This is a genomic window from Vibrio sp. JZG120 (genome assembly GCF_053890955.1).
In genome coordinates this window covers 257,563-278,045 of the sequence record NZ_JBSRRK010000006.1, presented here as the reverse complement: position 1 = coordinate 278,045, position 20,483 = coordinate 257,563, and the positions used below count along the sequence as shown (strand labels likewise).

General features: G+C 44.1%; 16 protein-coding genes. 11 read left to right on the top strand and 5 right to left on the bottom strand.

Features of this window, described 5'->3' with window-relative positions; all coding sequences use genetic code 11:
* The first annotated feature begins 42 nt into the window (after positions 1–42).
* The 6 genes from yfbV (at position 43) to ACWPOD_RS15340 (ending at position 7,314) form a co-directional block, all read left to right on the top strand.
* Positions 43–495, top strand: coding sequence for a terminus macrodomain insulation protein YfbV (gene yfbV / locus ACWPOD_RS15365; protein ID WP_005380809.1), 453 nt, complete (start codon positions 43–45; stop codon positions 493–495).
* A gap of 329 nt (positions 496–824) precedes the next feature.
* Positions 825–1,790 (top strand): ABC transporter substrate-binding protein, encoded by a 966-nt coding sequence (locus ACWPOD_RS15360; RefSeq protein WP_047010059.1) that lies wholly within the window; start codon positions 825–827, stop codon positions 1,788–1,790.
* A 177-nt stretch (positions 1,791–1,967) separates the two neighbouring features.
* Positions 1,968–2,903 carry an ABC transporter permease gene (locus ACWPOD_RS15355; protein WP_167426370.1) on the top strand — a complete coding sequence of 312 codons (936 nt, stop codon included), beginning with the start codon at positions 1,968–1,970 and terminating at the stop codon, positions 2,901–2,903.
* On the top strand, positions 2,900–3,694 hold the full coding sequence (locus ACWPOD_RS15350; protein WP_114323289.1) for an ABC transporter ATP-binding protein: 795 nt from the start codon (positions 2,900–2,902) through the stop codon (positions 3,692–3,694). The genes ACWPOD_RS15355 and ACWPOD_RS15350 overlap by 4 nt, the downstream gene beginning before the upstream one ends.
* A gap of 141 nt (positions 3,695–3,835) precedes the next feature.
* Positions 3,836–5,662 (top strand): maltodextrin glucosidase, encoded by a 1,827-nt coding sequence (gene malZ / locus ACWPOD_RS15345; RefSeq protein WP_167426371.1) that lies wholly within the window; start codon positions 3,836–3,838, stop codon positions 5,660–5,662.
* A gap of 176 nt (positions 5,663–5,838) precedes the next feature.
* Positions 5,839–7,314 (top strand): sensor domain-containing diguanylate cyclase, encoded by a 1,476-nt coding sequence (locus tag ACWPOD_RS15340; protein ID WP_167426372.1) that lies wholly within the window; start codon positions 5,839–5,841, stop codon positions 7,312–7,314.
* A 35-nt stretch (positions 7,315–7,349) separates the two neighbouring features.
* Here ACWPOD_RS15340 and dusC read toward each other — a convergent pair whose 3' ends face one another.
* On the bottom strand, positions 7,350–8,309 hold the full coding sequence (gene dusC, locus ACWPOD_RS15335; protein ID WP_006742820.1) for a tRNA dihydrouridine(16) synthase DusC: 960 nt from the start codon (positions 8,307–8,309) through the stop codon (positions 7,350–7,352).
* A 170-nt stretch (positions 8,310–8,479) separates the two neighbouring features.
* Here dusC and ACWPOD_RS15330 point away from each other — a divergent pair, with 170 nt between their 5' ends.
* Entirely contained in the window at positions 8,480–9,097 is a 618-nt protein-coding gene (locus ACWPOD_RS15330) for a YecA family protein (RefSeq protein WP_167426374.1), read from the top strand.
* 91 nt (positions 9,098–9,188) lie between these two features.
* Here ACWPOD_RS15330 and dsbB read toward each other — a convergent pair whose 3' ends face one another.
* The gene (gene dsbB / locus ACWPOD_RS15325) at positions 9,189–9,725 is read right to left on the bottom strand and encodes a disulfide bond formation protein DsbB (RefSeq protein WP_005396949.1); all 537 of its coding nucleotides are present in this window, start codon (positions 9,723–9,725) and stop codon (positions 9,189–9,191) included.
* An 83-nt stretch (positions 9,726–9,808) separates the two neighbouring features.
* Positions 9,809–11,395: a Na(+)/H(+) antiporter NhaB gene (gene nhaB, locus ACWPOD_RS15320; RefSeq protein ID WP_005396952.1), complete on the bottom strand. Its 1,587-nt coding sequence runs from the start codon at positions 11,393–11,395 to the stop codon at positions 9,809–9,811.
* Between the two features lie 639 nt (positions 11,396–12,034).
* On the opposite strand from nhaB, the gene fadR reads away from it, so the two are divergent.
* Positions 12,035–12,874: a fatty acid metabolism transcriptional regulator FadR gene (gene fadR / locus ACWPOD_RS15315; protein ID WP_456232033.1), complete on the top strand. Its 840-nt coding sequence runs from the start codon at positions 12,035–12,037 to the stop codon at positions 12,872–12,874.
* Positions 12,875–12,993: 119 nt separating this feature from the next.
* Here fadR and ACWPOD_RS15310 read toward each other — a convergent pair whose 3' ends face one another.
* Positions 12,994–13,803: a hypothetical protein gene (locus ACWPOD_RS15310; RefSeq protein WP_046874414.1), complete on the bottom strand. Its 810-nt coding sequence runs from the start codon at positions 13,801–13,803 to the stop codon at positions 12,994–12,996.
* Positions 13,804–14,013: 210 nt separating this feature from the next.
* Positions 14,014–16,089, bottom strand: a complete 2,076-nt coding sequence (gene metG / locus ACWPOD_RS15305; protein WP_046874415.1) for a methionine--tRNA ligase — start codon at positions 16,087–16,089, stop codon at positions 14,014–14,016.
* 162 nt (positions 16,090–16,251) lie between these two features.
* On the opposite strand from metG, the gene apbC reads away from it, so the two are divergent.
* The 3 genes from apbC to ACWPOD_RS15290 all read left to right on the top strand — a co-directional run bounded on the left by apbC (position 16,252) and on the right by ACWPOD_RS15290 (position 20,426).
* Complete coding sequence (apbC, locus tag ACWPOD_RS15300; RefSeq protein WP_167426375.1) at positions 16,252–17,328, top strand: iron-sulfur cluster carrier protein ApbC; 1,077 nt, start codon at positions 16,252–16,254, stop codon at positions 17,326–17,328.
* Positions 17,329–17,508: 180 nt separating this feature from the next.
* A complete protein-coding gene (gene udk, locus ACWPOD_RS15295; protein ID WP_005396962.1) occupies positions 17,509–18,150 on the top strand; it encodes a uridine kinase in 642 nt (213 codons plus the stop codon).
* A gap of 188 nt (positions 18,151–18,338) precedes the next feature.
* Positions 18,339–20,426, top strand: a complete 2,088-nt coding sequence (locus ACWPOD_RS15290) for an AsmA family protein (RefSeq protein ID WP_456232032.1) — start codon at positions 18,339–18,341, stop codon at positions 20,424–20,426.
* The last annotated feature ends 57 nt before the right edge of the window (positions 20,427–20,483 follow it).

The following is a 20,483-nucleotide window of genomic DNA, read 5'->3' as shown; positions in this document are numbered from 1 at the left end:
CTTCAGTTGAAATGTTCAACTATTTTTTAGTGAGAGAGCGGTATGAGTAATAAAGTCGGATTGATCCATAGCCTGAAAGATGGCCAGAATTACATGGAGATCTGGCCGGTTCGTAAAGAGCTAAGCGCCATATTTCCGGAACAGCGTATCATTAAGGCGACTCGCTTTGGCATTAAAGTCATGCCAGCCGTTGCTGCGATCAGCGTACTCACTCAAATGGCATTCAACAATTACCACGCGTTACCTCAATCCATTGTTGTTGCCTTGTTTGCGATTAGCTTGCCACTTCAAGGCATTTGGTGGCTTGGTGCTCGATCCAACACGAAATTGCCGCCTTCTCTGGCGTCTTGGTATCGGGAGCTACATCAAAAGATTGTGGAAACAGGTTTTGCACTAGAGCCTGTTAAAGCTCGCCCTCGTTATAAAGAGCTTGCGATAATACTGAATCGAGCGTTTCGTCAGCTTGATAAGTCCTCACTAGAGCGTTGGTTCTAATCTAAGTTTTTTGAAATGGAGTGTGCATTAGCCGCTCCATTTTTGATCCTGCCTCTATTACCTACTTTGACGGTCGTTGATGAAGCGAGCGAAGCTTTGTTTACCAAAGATTCTTTCCGGATGAAGAAGTCCCCCGATCACAAATGTTGCTTTAGTGTTAAATCTTTCTTTTCTTTACTAAGACTTAGTAGTAATAATAAAAACAAGATGCGCAAGAAGTGCACAGTTATACGAACACAACATTACCCCCTTCAAACATTTGAATTCACGAGTCGATATTCATGTTGAATGCTCGCGAAACAAGGACGAAGTCACATCAAGGAGTTATGATGAAAACGAAACGTTTATTAGCCACTGCCGTTCTATCTGCTACTGCTATTTTCTCTTCTGCCAATGTACTGGCCGCCACTGCAACCGTTGCAGTTTCACAAATTGTCGAACACCCGGCGTTAGACGCGACGCGCCAAGGATTGCTTGATGGTTTGAAAGCGAAAGGCTACGAAGAAGGCAAAAATCTAGAATTTGATTATAAGACCGCACAGGGTAACCCTGCGATTGCAGTGCAAATTGCCCGTCAGTACGTCGGCGAAAATCCTGATGTGTTAGTGGGTATCGCGACGCCTTCGGCACAAGCCTTGGTGTCGGCAACGCGCTCTATTCCTGTTGTCTTTACTGCGGTAACAGACCCGGTCGGTGCGAAATTGGTTAAGTCGATGGAACAACCAGGCAAAAACGTAACTGGCCTGTCTGATCTTTCACCCGTTGCTCAGCATGTCGATCTCATCCAAGAAATTCTCCCTCAGGTGAAAAGCATCGGGGTTGTATTTAATCCCGGTGAAGCTAATGCCGTGACTTTGGTTGAACTACTAAAAGAAAGCGCAGAAGCAAAAGGCATACAAGTGGTTGAAGCGACCGCACTAAAAAGTGCTGATGTTCAGTCTGCGACTCAAGCCATTGCAGCGAAATCAGACATTCTTTACGCCCCAACAGACAATACAGTTGCAAGTGCGATTGAAGGGATGATTGTGGCAGCGAATCAAGCGAAAAAACCTGTATTTGGTGGTGCGACGTCATATGTCGAAAAAGGTGCGATCGCCGGTCTAGGTTTTGACTACTACCAGGTTGGTGTACAAACCGCGGATTACGTGGCGGCGATTCTGGATGGTCAAGAACCAGGCAAGTTGGATGTAAAAGTCGCGACGGGCTCTGACCTCGTAATTAATGAAAGCGCAGCATCTAAGCTCGGTATCAAGCTGCCAAGTTCTGTGGTTGAACGTGCGACAAGCATGCAATAAGTAACGCTCTTTTTTGGGGTTAGGGCCGTCACGTCTGTTGATAGAGGCTTGCCCCAAAATTGATACTCGCCGGACTTCTCGTGTAGAGCATTCTGCTAGAGAAGAATGGGAGTATACGTTAGAAGTCTTAAGTTCAGGTTGGTATTAGCCAGCCTGAACATGCAGAAAGGAGCAGTTATGTCTGCATTTGCTTTTTTTGGCGCACTCGAAATTGGCTTAATTTATGGCCTAGTTGCCTTGGGTGTGTATCTTACGTTTCGTGTTCTCGATTTCCCCGATTTGAGTGTGGATGGCAGCTTTCCAATGGGAGCGGCGGTGGCTGCAACGGCGATTGTCGCAGGTATTAATCCTTGGCTTGCGACAATAATGGCGATGATAGCCGGTAGTATGACGGGTTGGGTAACCGCTTTTCTGGCTGTTCGATGTGGTATTTTGCACCTGTTAGCTTCCATTCTTACCATGATCGCGGCATTTTCAATCAATATTCGTATTATGGGCAAACCTAATATGGCGTTGCTTGGAAAGGATACGATTCTCACTCCGTTTGAAGCATTGGGCGATGCGATGTTTATTCGCCCTCTGGTTGTTGGGGTCTTAGTTCTTCTGTCCGCTTTCTTTGTCATTCGCCTGCTGAACAGCGACTTTGGTCTTGGTTTACGAGCCACGGGCGTTAATGCGCGTATGGTTTCTGCGCAAGGGGCGAGCACTGGTTTTTATACCTACTTTGGGTTGGCTTTATCCAACGGTTTTGTCGGATTCGCAGGCGCGTTGTTTGCACAAACGAACAGCTTTGCAGATGTGACCTCTGGCGTGGGCACCATTGTGGTTGGTTTGGCAGCTGTGATTTTGGGCCAGACCCTTATTCCCGGGCGAAAAATTTGGGTTGCGGTATTTGCTGTCATCATCGGTTCGGTGCTTTATCGTCTTGCTGTAGCTTTCGCTTTGAGCTCTGGCATGTTTGGTTTACAAGCTTCAGACCTCAACCTGGTTACCGCAGTATTGGTGGCTGTGGCGCTTATTGCTCCAAAGCTAAAACAGAGCATGAGAGCGAAACAACGCGTTACCGATGCTAAACAAGCGGCATCAAAAAATGGTTCGGGGGAGGCGTTATGATTGAACTTAATAACATTCAGGTCACGTTCAACCCAGGGACGATTTTAGAAAATCGTGCATTGAAAGGCGTCTCTTTAGAGGTTCCAGAACATCAGTTTCTGACTGTGATTGGTTCTAATGGCGCAGGAAAATCGACGTTGCTTGGTGCGGTGACAGGTGAGACACCGATGATAGGTGGTCAGGTGATCATTGATGGCAAAGACGTCACCAAGCAGACGGTTGCCCAGCGTGCGACGCAATGCGCACGAGTGTTTCAAGATCCATTGGCCGGAACTTGTGGAGAGCTAACGATAGAAGAGAACATGGCTTTAGCGTACATGCGTGGTAAAAAACGCAGCTGGGGGTTGGCGCTCTCTACTAAACGTCGCAAGCTGTTCCAAGAGCGAATTAGCATCCTAGGGCTTGGTTTAGAAGACCGCTTGGGCGATAGCATTGGGTTGCTGTCTGGTGGGCAACGACAAGCCGTTAGCCTTGTGATGGCGACGTTATCGGAGAGTAAGTTGTTACTGCTTGATGAACACACGGCTGCGCTTGATCCCCGTATGGCGGCGTTTGTTATCGACTTAACTAAGCGTATTGTCGATGAGTTCGATTTAACCGTGATGATGGTGACGCATTCGATGAAAGACGCATTAGCATGTGGCGATAGGACCGTAATGCTTCACCAAGGTGAAATTGTGCTAGATGTGGCTGGAGAGCAGCGCGCTAACATGCAAGTACCAGACTTGTTGGATATGTTCTCCAAAGTGCGTGGTGAAGAGCTTGCAGATGACAGTCTCTTGTTGAACTAAGCAGTATCCTACTAGTTACTACGCCTACTAAGTGTGATCCTCCTTGGGAAAATTGGCTGATATGTCAACTCGCAAGGAGGATTTCTTGTCTCTCATTCTTCAATAACATAGTGGCATATCCGATGACGAGGAGTGCCCATAATGAACCTGCCATTTATTTTTCATAGTCAAACTATTGATGGTTTAGCTTTTAATCAAGAGCAAGTCACAGTCAGACTGAAAACCGAGACATTGGATTTTGATTCCGTATATGTGCGTCTTGAGCCGGACAATGAAGAATATCTGGTCGACATGGCTCAAATTGGAACAGCTGGGGAATTGTTACTATGGGAAGCATCGTTCCGACCAAATCGAGATCGAGATGTCACACATTATGTGTTTAAGCTTCTCAAAGACGGACAACAATACTGGCTCGATGCACGAGGCGTACAAAAGCGTATTCCACCCAAAGAGTTCCACTTTAAGTTGAATGTAAACCATCAACCACCAAGCTGGGTCCAAGAGCAAGTGTTCTATCAAATCTTTCCTGACCGTTTTTCTGCTAGTAAAAGTGAATCTGACATTCGTAAAGCTTATGCTCAGCATGATTCAGAAGCGATCATTAAATCGTGGGGAGAAGCGGTGGGGTCTCACAAAAATACAGGAGCAAGAGAGTTTTTTGGCGGCGATCTCAAAGGTGTGGAGCAGAAGTTGGATTATCTTGAGCAGCTCGGTGTAACAGCGCTTTACTTCAATCCGATCTTTTCTTCACCAAGTAATCATAAATACGACACCACCGATTATTTCACTGTTGACCTTATGTTCGGCACCAATGATCAGTTTGCGGAACTGTGTGAGAAAATCCGTGGTAAGAATATGAAGATTGTCTTAGACGCGGTGTTTAACCACACGTCAGTGCATCATCCTTGGTTTGATATCCAACAAAAAGGAGAAGGGGCGTATGGCAATCCGCAGTCAAAGTTCCGCGATTACTACTTTTTCGAAGGCGAAACCAATCACTATATTGGTTGGAAGGGCATTGGTAACTTACCGGTTCTGAACTTCGAAAATGAACAAGTGCGTGACTATATCTATCAAAGCGAAGCATCTGTTATTAAGCACTGGCTTAAGCCGCCATACTCAGTCGATGGTTGGCGATTTGATGTTATTCATATGCTTGGCGAAGGAGAGGGAGCGAAAAACAATGCTCATTATGTTGAAGCGTTTCGCCATGCGACGAAGTCAGTCAATCCGAATGCCTATGTGCTAGGTGAGCACTTTTTTGAAGCGACACAGTGGCTGCAAGGTGACCAAGAGGATGGGGCGATGAACTACTACGGTTTTGCTCATCCAGTTCGAGCTTTTATCGCGCAGCAAGATATTATGTATGAACCAATCAACATTGATGGTTTGGAGTTTAAAGCATGGTTGGACGAAGCCAGAGCAAAAATTCCATTTTCGAATCAGCTATCGCAGCTAAATCAACTCGATAGTCATGATACTGCTCGTTTTATCACACTGGTTGATGGTGATAAGCGTAAAATGAACATCGCACTTGCTCTGCTCATGACATACGTCGGTACACCTTGTATTTACTATGGGAGTGAAGTCGGACTAGAGGGAGGGCTGGACCCGGATAATCGTCGCTGTTTCCCTTGGAATGAAATCGAAAACTCAGCATGGCTGTCGATTTACAAGCAATGGATTTCGATACGTAAACAGTACAAGTCTTTACAGTCTGGTAGTATTCAATGGCTGCATTGCGATACCAACGTGCTGGCTTATGCGCGCGTACTTGGAAGTGAAGCGATCGTTGTTGTGATGAATCTAAGTGGCGATGAGTGTTCAATTGACTTGCCTCTGTGGCAACTTGGTTTGGAGGCTACCCATCTTTCGCCACTACTGGATGGACGCGAACTTATTGATTATAAGGGTCATCTTTCTGTCAATATACCTGCACAGAGCTTCAAATTGTGGCAACTGAAGTGACACTAACTTCTATATTGATTAAACTTCTTTAATATATAAACAGTCTCCTACAATGCGTACACATTTGTTGGTTATCTGATCAACTGGCGATGCGCACTACGCATTGCCAGTTGATAAGACAGCGTAATCCCATTGTTTGATAAGAGACGGTCTACCTTTCACATACATGGTACTCAATGGTTAACCAAAGGCGATTTAGTCTCTCATTTGTCATCTTTTTCCCCCTCGCATTATTTGTAGTGGTTTTGCTTGTTACGACAAAAAACTACTACGATGCGGTCAATCGCTATATTGATTCTGAGTATGCACGTATTGATCGTGCCATGTCCCGTGGTATTAAAGTCCTCACCGCCTTAGATTATAGTTTTACTAACTATACGAATTACGCTAACCCATTGTTTGAAGAGCACAATTCTTTAGTCAAAAAGGGGCTTTGTTATATTTGGCCGATAGACGTCTTATTGCTAGAGAGTGTCTACAGTGAGGGGTTACCTGCGGTTGATCTTGATTACATGATTGTGGGCGATGAAAGCTTATGTCAGCAAGGTTCAACGATTAACCAATTAGCTGAACAAAAGGCGGGTTTTGCACCGTCATTGTCTTTTCTGCACGATATTGAATCCCATATCGTTGGTATTCATTACATCGATAAGCGTGGTTACGTCATTTCGTCTCCTGACACGTACGCGAAAAACTTCACTAGAGAGCTTTGGTCAACGCTAAAAGCGCGCCCATTTTGGCAAAAAACCGCACAAGATAAAGTGAACATCACATTGGCCGGACCTGGGCCGATGTTGGATTCGATGGAAGGTCAAATCATTAGTATGACGGTGCCTGTTTACGAAAAAGGGAGGCATCAAGGTGTGCTGTCCATTGATTTTGATGTCAATGCGTTGATGGCTTCGTCGCTAGGTCTTGTTGGTAAGTTTCATTTGGTTTCCAATTTACAATCCATTCCTTCTAACAGTACACGTATCAAACCAGTCGAGTTAGAGCGATTGAGTGCGAATCACAGCATGTATTACGAGTACAACCTTTGGAATGAAGCTAAGAACCTAGCGGTTTTCGAAAAATACAGCCTTATTGTTGCGATCTCTATTTACGTTTTGAGCACAGTCGTATTGTTCTATGTGAATATGCATAGTGAGCGACGTTATTTTAAAGATCTCGCCGCCAGAGATCCGATGACGAGCTTGTTGAACCGTCGAGGAATGCAAACCGTGTGGCGCAATAAGATGACGAAAAAACAGGTTGCATTAGCAGTGTTCGATATTGATAACTTCAAGAAGATCAATGATACCTATGGTCATGATGTAGGCGACTCTGCGATTCAGCTAGTTGCAAAATGTATACGTGAAAATATTCGCCACACCGATGTCGCCTCAAGATTTGGTGGCGAAGAGTTCGTGTTGGCGATTTACGACGAAGACTCGGAAGGCATTAAGCTGATTCTAGAGCGGGTAAAAAAAGCCATAGACGAACGCTCGACACGCGTGACTAAAGAAGGTTTTACGATCTCTGGCGGTGTGGTGTTCAGTAAAGAGAACCGAGTGGAAAGCTTTGATGAGTTATTTAAAGCGGCGGATGAAAAGTTATATCAAGCCAAGAGTACAGGCAAAAATAAGATTTGCTACGAAGATCTAAGCGCTTAAAGGGCGAGCAGTTCGCCCTTTGCAATGCTCAGATTTTATGCAACCTGAGAATTTAACTCATCACGATAACGTTGAATATGCTCAACAATCGGCGCGGCTTTGTTAAACGTTCGGATTTCTCTGAATAGATCTTTTGCTTCAGGATAGGCCTGACGTAAGTAAGAGAACCATTGTTTTACACGGTTTGGATAGTACAAGCCTTTGTCGCCTTTCATCTCAAACTTGGAGTAGTAGATCAGTAGCTCAACCACCTCGGGCCATGACATTGGCTGGTGGTTGTGTTTTACCATGTTGCCCAAGTTAGGGATATTGAAAGCGCCGCGGCACACCATCAAAGAGTCAACGCCAGTCGTTTCAATGCAACGTTGACCATCTTCATAATTCCAAATTTCGCCATTCGCAATAAGCGGAATATCAAAACGTTCGCGAATTTGGTTGATGTAATCCCATTTTATCTCAGACGCTTTGTAACCACCCTGCTTAGTCCGAGCGTGAACGGTGAGTTCATTTGCACCAGCAGATTGAATGGCATCAACAATTTCAAAGCAATCTTCAGGGTTTTCCCAGCCAAGACGAATTTTTGCGGTCACAGGAATAGCCTCTGGAACAGCTTCTCGACAAGCTTTAACCACACGGTGAATTAGCTCAGGATGCTGAAGTAGAGCAGCACCACCCTTACTTTTATTGACCATTTTGGCTGGGCAACCAAAATTTATATCGATGCCTCTAGCGCCAAGGCTTGCCGCTTTAATTGCGTTCTCAGCCATCCAGTTTGGTTCTTGTCCTAACAATTGCACATGTACTGGCACACCTGATGCGGTTTGAGAACCTTGCAACAGCTCCGGGCATAAACGGTGAAATACATGATCGGGCAATAACTGGTCGATGACTCGAACAAATTCCGTAACACATAGGTCATAGTCGTTTATCTCGGTCAGGATTTGGCGCATCAAATGGTCTAAAACGCCTTCCATTGGGCCTAGTACAACTCGCATAGTTTGCCTAATACAGTTTGGTGATAAAAAGGAGGGCGATTGTAGCGATGTAAGCTAAGTTTGTCATTAAAAGACTCAAAGCACTCAATACAGTCAAACTCGCAACTCCCGGTTACGTGCTTTTATGCTCTGAGGTATAATGCCGCCAAATTTATGGGAAACCAGATGTCATGCAATACACATTGATTGAGAAAGGCGAAATTCACATCGATGAATCTTGCCTATTTATCGAAGGCGCAGTGCTCGCTGCTAATCTGACGACAAAACCACTCGCTCCTGAAAAGTGGTTAGAGCCGCTATTAGGTGAAGGATTCAAAGCGATTCAACCGGCAGTAGAAGAGCAAATTCACAAGCAGCACAACCGAATTCAACGAAACGAATATTCCGTGCTAAAGCTAACAGGCAAAGAACCTGAACAACTTGCTGATTTTGCCGAAGGCTTTATGTCTGTTTGGCCAATGATTGAAGAACAATGGCAAGACGTTGAGCTCAATGATGGATTGCAACGTATGCTACAAGCATTACTGACCACTTTGATGCTGGCTATCGATGAGTCGGCAACGCAGCAACAGATGCGCGACGCCGGTATTGAAACGCCTCCAGCTCTTGCAGACTTGGTCGACCAGCTTGATTTGATGGTTGGTGAAGTGGCGTTAGGAGCGGATGAGTTGATGGTAGGCAATAAGGCTCAAAGCCTAAACCCATTCAAAGGTATCGGGCGCAATGATCCTTGTCCTTGTGAGAGCGGCAAAAAGTTCAAGCAGTGTTGTGGTCAATCACGTGGTTGAGTTAACGTGGTTAAGTTAAATAGCCGCGATGTTTACTCAGTAAAAAGCCGACCATCTGGTCGGCTTTTTTCGTTATCATTTCTCTGAAGGATTAACGAATCGGATTAGTGCGTCTTGCTGGGAAGAATTGTGCGATCACAATTAATGCTAAAGCGATTAAATTGCCCGCGAAAATAACTACTAACCATTGTGGCATTGATAAATCGAGGAATTGCCAAACAATCTTCGAGCAATCGCCGTATGCTTCGAACATCCAAGGAACCCACTGATTAAGCGGAGCCCAGCTAGGGAATGTTACGAATAAATCACAAGTCGCGAATGGTGATGGGTTAAACTGATAATCAACGTGCTGCTGAGCAAGCAACAGTCCTTTGTAAGAGCTTAATCCCCAGCCAATCAAACCTAGCCAACGGAAAACTGGGTTATTTGGTGCCATAAGACCAACGATTGCAGCGACACCCACTCCCATCATCGCGACTCGTTCGTAGATACACATGACACATGGAGCAAGCATCATGACGTGCTGAAAATAGAGGGCACATGCTTCAAAGAAAACGACGAATAGCAGAAGCAGCAGCCACGATAAGCGTCCCTTCGAAAACTGGTTAAGTGAATTTAAAATAGTCACGTTTTTGTTCCTGTCTGAAATAGAAAAAGCTCTGAATACTCAGAGCTTTTTAACGTGGATAAGTTTCCTAATCAACTCAAATTTTAGTGACCGCCGGAGACTACGGGAGTCAGATCACCACTATGAGGTAAAATCCAGCCTGCATCGTAGAAAGAAGCCGTTGCAGGCTCTAGGAAGAACATAATGCCCATTAGCCCGACAATCGCAAGAACGATGGTGTAAGGCAGCGCCATGATAACCATTCGACCGTAAGACAGACGAATTAATGGAGCGAGAGCCGAGGTGAGTAGGAATAGGAATGCCGCTTGACCGTTTGGCGTAGCAACAGATGGTAGGTTAGTACCAGTGTTGATAGCAACTGCCAGTAAGTCGAACTGCTCGCGAGTAATGAGACCTTCAATGAGTGCTGTTTTTACTTCATTGATGTAAACCGTACCGACGAATACGTTATCCGACACCATTGATAGTAAGCCATTCGCGACATAGAACAGAGCTAACTGAGTGCCTTTATCTTCAACGGCAAGCACTGCGTCGATAACTGGTTTAAACAACTCTTGGTCGATGATTACCGCAACGATCGAGAAAAATACCGCAAGTAGTGCAGTGAAAGGCAGAGCCTCTTCAAACGCTTTACCCATGGAATGCTCTTCAATGACGCCAGTGAAAGCCGTCGCTAAGATGATCACTGAAAGACCAATTAAGCCTACCGCCGCCAAGTGCAAGGCTAATGCCACGATCAACCAAACGGCAATAAGCCCTTGAACCCATAGCTTTGCAACGTCTTGATTGGTACGCGTTTTGCGTTCTTCATTGTCAAAGTCAACGAGGATTTGACGAACGTTGTTAGGAAGTTTTGCACCGTAGCCAAACACTTTAAGCTTTTCGACTAGAGCACAAGTGATGAGACCGCAGAAAAATACGGGTAGCGTCACTGGAGACATACGGATTAGGAATTCACCAAATAACCAACCCGCTTGGTCTGCAATAATTAAGTTTTGAGGTTCACCTACCATAGTGGTTACGCCACCTAGCGCAGTACCTACACCAGCGTGCATCAACAATGAGCGTAAAAAGGCGCGGTAATTTTCTAAGTCATCACGCGTTAGCTCAGTGATCGTGTCATCTTGTGTGTGGTCATGGTCACCAATCGGGTTACCTGACGCCACTTTGTGGTAGATAGAGTAGAAACCGATCGCCACACTGATAACAACGGCGATAACCGTCAAAGCATCCAAAAACGCAGATAAAAATGCAGCGGCAAAGCAAAACGCAAGTGATAGAAGGGTTTTGGAGCGAATACCAAGTAAAATTTTGGTAAAAATGAACAGCAATAAATGCTTCATGAAGTAGATGCCCGCAACCATAAATACCAGAAGCAGTAATACTTCAATATTTGCCACCAACTCGTGCTTAACTTGCGCAGGGCTAGTCATGCCGATAGCGATGGCTTCAATAGCAAGTAAACCACCAGGTTGTAATGGGTAGCATTTTAATGCCATTGCAAGCGTGAAAATAAATTCAGCAACCAGCAACCACCCAGCAACAAATGGGTTTATTAGGAAGAATACAATCGGGTTAATTATTAAGAAGGCTATAATGGCAACTTTGTACCAATCAGGCGCTTTACCAAGAAAGTTCTTGATAAAAGCGTTTCCGAGCGATATCGGCATGATAATTCTCTTTATAACAAAATTATGAATAGACACTACAATAGTGCTTAAGTATCTGTTTGTTAGACTTATTAACTAGTCTTTTAAAACAATAACTTAGTAAAACAACAATCCTTTGTTTATTGCAGTCTTGCCAAGTTACTTCCCCTGAACTCAAGCACCGCTCACTTTCGACCGCAAACTCTACACTCAGGCATTTATTAGTCAATAACAAAACGTGATGCTACCGACTAAAATGACTTTTTAAATGTAATAACGCGATCAAAACGGCGTTACTATATCATGAAAGGCTCAAAAAAATCCTCTTGGATTTTAAATGACGGTCAGTGACGAGAAAAGGCAAATTAAGAAAGAATATTAACTGTGATATACAAAGTAATTTTTCATATTTTGAATATAAAATTGTGACGCAGTAGTCTTTATTTCTCCGCAATTTGTGAGCTGTTTAATTAAACGAAAATTCAGGTTTTACCGCTTTCACTCGCACGTCAGACCGTCCTAGATTGACATAACATATAGAGTATTAACTCTATATTGTGGAATCGTTTCAATTATTGATCGTAAATTTTCTCAAACCGTTAAGTAGTGGTATGATGAGTAGTATCGACCCTCAGAAATCAATATTGGATAAAAAGTAGAATGGTCATAAAGGCGAAAAGCCCTGCGGGATTCGCAGAAAAATATATTATCGAGAGCATTTGGAACGGCCGTTTTCCTCCTGGCTCTATTTTACCTGCTGAACGCGAGCTGTCTGAGCTAATTGGTGTTACTCGAACGACTTTACGAGAGGTTCTTCAACGACTAGCCCGTGATGGTTGGTTAACAATCCAACACGGTAAACCAACGAAGGTAAACCAATTTATGGAGACCTCTGGTCTGCATATTTTGGATACGTTGATGACATTGGACGTAGATAACGCAACAAACATTGTAGAAGATTTGCTTGCAGCACGTACCAACATCAGCCCTATCTTTATGCGTTATGCATTTAAAGCAAATAAAGATAACTCTGAGCGCACGATCAAGAATGTAATTGAATCTTGTGAAGCTTTAATGAATGCTGCTTCTTGGGACGATTTCATCGCTTCTTCACCTTATGCTGAGAAAGTCTTACAGAACGTGAAAGAAGACAACGAGAAAGATGAAGCGAAGCGTCAAGAAATCTTGATTGCTAAAACGTTCAACTTTTACGACTACATGTTGTTCCAACGCCTAGCATTCCATTCAGGGAATCAGATTTACGGTTTGATTTTTAATGGCTTGAAGAAGCTCTATGATCGCGTTGGTAGCTATTACTTCTCAAACCCAGCTTCTCGTGAGCTAGCGCTGAAGTTTTACCATCAGTTGCTAGAAACTTGTGAAAGTGGTCAGCGTGAACAACTGCCAGTTGTGATTCGTCACTATGGTATGGAAAGCGCGCTAATCTGGAACGAGATGAAAAAGCAATTACCAACGAACTTCACAGAAGATGACAGCTAAGCGCTGAGAAGTTAGATGAATGAAAAACCGCAGAACCTAAGGTCTGCGGTTTTTTTGTTTTTACCTATAGATACCAGTTACGTTCCTGTTGTGACAATTGGCACGGCATTGTATAGAGCTTATCTTGCTACAGAGAGTTTGGGCAACGGTAGATACAATGCTTCAACGATGTCTGAAAGGACGTGGTCGTAAGTATTGAAGATGGTCAACGATAAGTCTGATGTGACTCCATAAAGCTCTGCTTCTGTTAAATCGACATGACTTCCTGTCACATAGTTATTTAATGTCTGTATTGAGCGTGTGGAAGCAGGAGAAACGATACTAAGCGGAGCGATAACTGCTAATTGATTTAGCTTACGTGTCATAACCGATGCGTAATTTTTGAAACGCTCATTTCCCCCTTGCTCTCCCAAGTCTTGAATGCTAATTCTCAATTGAGTCAGGGTTTCTAAGCTATCCATGATGTTTTGCCAGTTCATGTGGTACTCATTATGTAGATCATCTCGTTGTTCTACCGCTAACCAAGCAATCGTGACTTCATCCATCAAGAACAAGCAATGACGAATTAACTTACCATGCTCCATCTGGTTCCTTGCAACACTGTGATCGTTCCATTGTTCAAGCAGTTTTCCTACTTTGATCTGCAGCACGCGATACATGGGTTTATTTTCAAAGCGTGAGGTTTCGACCAAAAGATGCAGTTTGTTGGTGAGATCGTTATGAAGGACTTCTAATTCTTGTTCGTTATTTTGTTGAAATTGAAGTGAGTAGTGCGTCGCAGCTCGATGGCGTCTCAGCAGGTGAACAACATCTCGCAACAATGTTAACAGCTGATATTTGCGCGCATGTTGCTGCTCTCGTTTAGAAGATAAGTGATATATTCCGGCTAAAATAGCGATGGACAATAGTGTGGAAATCAAAACAAACATAACCCACTCCTTGTTAGTGTTTGGACCTAACAAGGAAGATTGCAGTTTTGATGCCACTAATTAACTTCCATTAAAACAGTAAGTTAGACTTATGATGGGAAAGGTGCTGTACAAGTTTGGTGCGCAAACTCCCCAAAAGTGTGAATTCAGTCAAAAAAAGTCCCCGCTGAACTGGCGAGGACTTTTTAAATTTGATCGTAAAGCTACAACTTACATTACGCGCATGCCAGGTTGAGCGCCTTCGTGTGGCTCAAGAATCCATAAGTCGCTGCCACCAGGGCCCGCTGCTAGGATCATGCCTTCTGACATACCAAACTTCATCTTACGAGGTTTTAGGTTTGCTACCATTACCGTTAGTTTGCCTTCTAGCTCTTCAGGTTTGTACGCTGACTTGATGCCAGAGAACACTTGACGAGTTTCACCGCCGATGTCCAGTTGGAACTTAAGCAGTTTGTTTGCTTTTGGCACTTCTTCACAAGAGATGATACGAGCGATACGCATATCTACTGCTGCAAAAGCGTCGAACTCAATCTCTTCAGCGATTGGCTCTTTGTCTAGCTCAGTTTGGCTAGCCTTGTTCTTTTCCGCTTCTGCTTTCTCTTTCGCCGCCATTTCTGCCGCCGCATCTTCTTTAGATGCTTCGATCATCGCTTCAACATTCTTCGGATCGATACGGTTGAACAGTGCTTTGAACTTAGTGATCTCGTGGCCTGTTAGTGGCGCAGCGATGTTTTCCCAAGTCAGCTCTTGGTTTAGGAATGCTTCAGTACGTGCAGCAAGTGCAGGCATCACTGGTTTCAGGTAAGTCATCAGTACACGGAACAGGTTGATACCGACAGAACAGATGTCTTGTAGCTCCTGATCTTTGCCTTCTTCTTTTGCTACAACCCACGGTGCTTTTTCATCAACGTATTGGTTAGCTTTGTCTGCCAGTGCAGTGATTTCACGGATTGCACGACCAAATTCACGTGTTTCGTAAAGCTCAGCGATACGGTCAGCCGCAGCAACAAATTCGTTGTAAAGCTCAGGCTCTGCAAAGTTGTCAGACAGTTTGCCTTCAAAACGTTTTGCGATGAAACCTGCGTTACGAGATGCCAGGTTAACGATCTTGTTAACAACGTCAGCGTTTACGCGCTGAGTGAAGTCTTCAAGGTTAAGATCTAGATCGTCGATACGGCTGTTTAGCTTCGCCGCGTAGTAGTAACGTAGACACTCAGGGTCTAGGTGCTCTAGGTAAGTGCTTGCTTTTACGAAAGTACCTTTAGACTTCGACATTTTCGCGCCGTTTACGGTTACGTAACCGTGTACGAATACGTTGTTAGGCTTGCGGAAGCCAGAACCTTCTAGCATTGCTGGCCAAAATAGGCTGTGGAAGTAAACGATGTCTTTACCGATGAAGTGGTACAGTTCTGCTGAGCTGTCTTTCTTCCAGTACTCGTCGAAATCTAGGTCGTCGCGCTTGTCACATAGGTTTTTGAAAGAGCCCATGTAGCCGATAGGTGCGTCTAGCCATACGTAGAAGAATTTGTTCTTCTCACCTGGGATCTCGAAGCCGAAGTATGGCGCGTCACGTGAGATATCCCATTGTTGTAGACCTGATTCAAACCACTCTTGCATCTTGTTCGCGGTTTCAGCTTGTAGCGAGCCAGAGCGAGTCCACTCTTTTAGCATGCTTTCAAACTGAGGCAGGTCGAAGAAGAAGTGCTCAGAATCTTTCATTACTGGCGTCGCACCAGAAACCGCAGATTTAGGATTGATCAGTTCTGTTGGGCTGTAAGTCTCACCACAGTTGTCACAGTTGTCACCGTACTGGTCTTCTGACTTACATTTTGGACACGTACCTTTTACGAAACGGTCCGGTAGGAACATCTCTTTTTCTGGGTCGAACAACTGAGAAATTGTGCGGCTAGAGATAAAGCCGTTTTTCTTCAGCTCAAGATAAATGTGTGACGCTAGCTCACGGTTCTCATCTGAGTGTGTGCTGTGGTAGTTATCAAAGCTGATATCAAAGCCAGCAAAGTCTTTCTGGTGCTCTTCGCTAACTGCGGCAATCATTTCTTCAGGAGTAATACCCATCTGTTGCGCTTTAAGCATGATTGGCGTGCCATGAGCATCGTCAGCACAGATGAAGTTTACAGTGTTGCCGCGTAGGCGTTGGTAACGAACCCAAATGTCCGCTTGGATATGCTCAAGCATATGACCAAGGTGGATCGAACCGTTAGCGTACGGAAGGGCACAAGTTACCAGCATTTTCCTTGACGGAAAGTTTCTTGGATCGTTTGCCATACTTAATATTCGCTTTTCTTGATAGGTATAAATAAATTTTGATGGATAATACTACCCCATGAACTCACTAACTCCAAGGTGTCAAACTGCGGAATGCCTTAGTTTTTTTGGGGTTCTGGTTGAGGGAGGACGGTGTTAGCATGGCATCTAAAAGGAGGACTTATGCATCAGTTCACTTCAAAACAAGATTTTTGTCACTGGTTTAACCAATTCCAGCATCCACAGTTGGTGGAAAATTGGGCAGATATTCATGGCGCAATTTCGATTACGGCACAAGGTTCTGTTGAGATAACGTTGCCATTCGCAAGTAATGAGCTTCAAACCATATTGCATGACTGGATTAAACAGCAACAAACCGCAGATAAAGTGGCTGAATTCCCATTCAATATTCGCCTTGGAGTTAAAGCATTAGAAACTCAAGTGGCCAATCCGGTTAAAGGTGTTAAGAACATCATTGCCGTTAGTTCTGCGAAAGGTGGGGTCGGTAAGTCAACGACTGCGGTTAACATAGCATTGGCGATTGCTCAATCTGGGGCGAAAGTGGGATTGTTGGATGCGGATATCTACGGACCTTCCGTCCCTATGATGTTAGGGCAAGAAGATGCAAAACCAGAAGTTCGTGATGGTAAGTGGATGGAGCCCATTTTCGCTCACGGCATCTATACTCACTCTATCGGCTATTTAGTGGACAAATCAGAAGCGGCAATATGGCGCGGTCCAATGGCTTCAAAAGCGTTGTCGCAGTTATTAACGGAAACAGACTGGCCCGATTTAGATTATTTGGTGATTGATATGCCGCCAGGCACGGGTGATATACAGTTGACGTTGTCACAACAGATTCCGGTGACAGGTAGCGTGCTAGTCACAACACCGCAAGATTTAGCCCTTGCCGATGCAAGGAAGGGTGCGGCAATGTTTAACAAAGTCCATGTCCCGGTCATTGGTGTTGTGGAAAACATGAGTTATCACATTTGTAGTCAATGTGGCGCGAAAGAGCATATTTTTGGTATGGGCGGAGCTGAAAAAATGTCGCAAGAATTTGGCTTAGCACTGCTAGGACAAATTCCGCTTCATATCTCTATGCGAGAAGATATTGACGCTGGAGTGCCAACGGTAGCAAGACGCCCAGAAAGTGAGCATGCAGGGTATTATAAGCAACTTGCCGATCGCGTATGTAGCACGATGTTTTGGCAAGGTAAAGCAAAACCAGATGCGATTAGCTTTACAATGGTGAACTAAGTTTACTATGCCTGTTGGTTGATAATTGCACATTTTAACGTTTGCTCGGAGGTTAATCCTCTGAGCAGGCAGAAACTTATGACTAAACCCTAATTCCAACTAGTAACTATGGGGTGAACTCCCTATAATCAGGCAGTTTATCTTTTTATGTGACTAGAAATCATCATCGGGTGCAAACTAATGTCTGATAATAATCAATGCGTCATCGTAGGTATTGCTGGCGCTTCTGCTTCTGGAAAAAGTCTGATCGCGAGCACTATTTATAATGAGCTTCGCGCGAAAGTAGGCGATCATCAAATCGGTGTCATCACGGAAGATTGCTACTACAACGACCAAAGCCACCTAAGCATGGAAGAGCGAGTAAAGACGAACTACGATCACCCGAGTGCGTTGGACCACGACCTACTGTGTGAGCACCTTGAAAAATTGGTACGTGGTGAAGCAGTAGAAGTACCTGAGTACAGCTACACTGAACACACAAGAACAAGTAACACGACTACAATGACGCCTAAAAAGGTGATCATTCTAGAAGGCATCCTTCTTCTTACTGACCCTCGTCTTCGTGATTTGATGCACGCGACAGTATTTATGGATACACCGTTAGATATTTGCTTGCTTCGTCGTGTTAAGCGTGACGTGGAAGAACGAGGCCGAACTATGGAATCTGTTCTCAAGCAGTATCAACAAACAGTACGTCCGATGTTCATGCAGTTTATCGAACCTTCTAAGCAATATGCGGACATTATTGTTCCTCGCGGTGGTAAAAACCGTATCGCAATCGATGTATTAAAAGCTCACATTGCAAGACTTTTGAAAGCTTAAGCCTTTAGACGGCTATATCGCTTTATTTTTAAGAGAAGAAGTGGCACCTTAAGTGCCACTTCTTTTTTTGTTTTTAAATTAGTCAGTTGCAGGTTAAAACCAGACATTTTTCACGCTTTTGTGGAACTGTCAGCGGTAAATGGAGTCTGCGCTTATAATTGTAAAAACACTCGAGCAAGGAAAAACAAATGAAGAAACTGCTCTTAATTCTAGCAATACCGATTGTGGTCATTTTGGTCGCAATTTTAGCGTTAACCATCTTCGTCAATCCTAACCAGTTTAAGCCCCTTATTGTTGAGCAAGCGCAAAAGCAAACCGGTTTAGAACTAGTGATTGAAGGAGATATCAGTTGGCAATTTTTCCCATCGATCGGCTTTGAGTTGGGACATACAGAATTGCGAAACCCACAAGGCTTTAGTAAACCCAATTTATTCAAAGTTGATACCGTTGGTGTAGATATCTCTGTCATACCACTTTTTAGTCAACAGCTTGAAATTGGAAACGTCACGCTTGATGGGGCTGAGTTCTATATCGAAACCAAGAAAGATGGCAGCAAGAATATTGATGCATTGACGAAAGCCCAAACACAACAAGCAGAGCAAGCGAGCGATACTGCGCCTACGCAAAATGGTGAAACGCAGCCTTCTGGCTCTGATTGGAGCATTAATCTTGCTGGTGTTACGGTTTCTAATGGCTCATTAGAAATGCAGGATAAGCAAGCCGGTAGTTACACCAAACTTTATGATATCTCATTAAACCTTTCCGAATTCGCTTTTGACAACTGGACAACGGCTGATTTTGGCGTGAAGGGCGAAATGAATGACCAAAAGTTCACAGCGAAAGGTCAGGCCGACTTTAAGCTAGAAAAAGGTTTGGCAAACTACGCGCTAAAGAACATCAACTTTGATGCGACATACTCTGACCCTGCCAATAAGATTGAATCGGCAACGATCGGTTTAGATACGTTTGAATTCGATAAAGTAAATAACCTGACTTATGCCATGAAAGGCGACGCTGGTGGTATGAAGTTAGATATGCAGGGTGCTGGTCAACTTAGCGTGGACAAGGCTATCAGCAAAGTGCAGTTGGATAAGTTAACTCTTAAATCGACTTTTGAGGGGGATGCTTTACCTCAGTCACCGATGAAAGTCGACATGGTGTCTGATCTGTCTTTCGACCTAACGAAAAACCACCTGAGTTTTGTCCTAGAGAAGTTAACAGCGAATGCTATCGCCTTAGATGGTAAGGCAGATGTGACACTTGGCGATATTCCTAAAGTACGATTTGCTCTCCACAGCACAAATATCGATCTTGATGAATTCTTAGGATTAGATCAGCAAGATTCCGAAGGTAATAAGCCTGCTTCTGGTGGCGAGAGTGCTCCAGCTGGGTCTGAGGTTGAGCCTGATTTGTCTGCGTTGAAAACGTTAGATGTAAAGGGTGACATTACCATCGACAAATTCAAAGCGGCAAATGCGAAGATGGAAGCGGTAAAAACGAGCTTCACTGTAAATCGTGGCGTATTTGAGCTTACTTCATTTAGTTCGAAGCTGTACCAAGGCACAATCTCAGCGACAGCGAAGTTAGATGCACGCCAATCACCAGCGACTTACAGTGTGAAAAAGTCAATCAAAGGCGTGAAAGTTCAACCGCTACTTATTGATGTCGCTGATAACGACAAGCTTGAAGGGACGGGTAACATTGATGTGAATGTTACCGGTAAGAGTCTCACGCCTACCGGTATCAAGAAGAATCTTTCTGGTACGGTTGTTATCAATTTTGCTGACGGTGCGGTAAATGGCATCAACGTTGCTCAATTGATTCGTGAAAACTACGCGAAATTTAAAGGGCAAAAAGTCGAAGGCACCAATGAAGTTAAGAAAACAGATTTTAGTGCGATGACGGCGACATTGAAGCTCAATAAAGGTGTCGTATCAACGGATAATATGCAAGCTCAGTCTCCATTGCTCCGTGTTCGTGGTAAAGGCACCGCAAACTACATCAATGAAACTGTTAACTTTACTATCAGCACATCAGTCGTAGGTAGCCTAGAAGGCCAAGGCGGCAAAGATATAGATGAGTTGAAAGACATTACTATTCCGATCAATGTGTCTGGTAAGTGGGCGGATCCTAAATTCAAGCTCGTATTTGATGATGTTTTGAAACAGAAAGCTCAGAAAGAAATTGACCGTGGTGTAGAGAAGCTAACGGACAAGATCAAAGACGAAAAAACCAAAGAAGCAGTCGATGGTTTGATAAAGAATCTATTCAATTAGATTCGAGCCAAAGCAAAAAGGGTTGGCATTAGCCAACCCTTTTTTAATTCTGCTGGT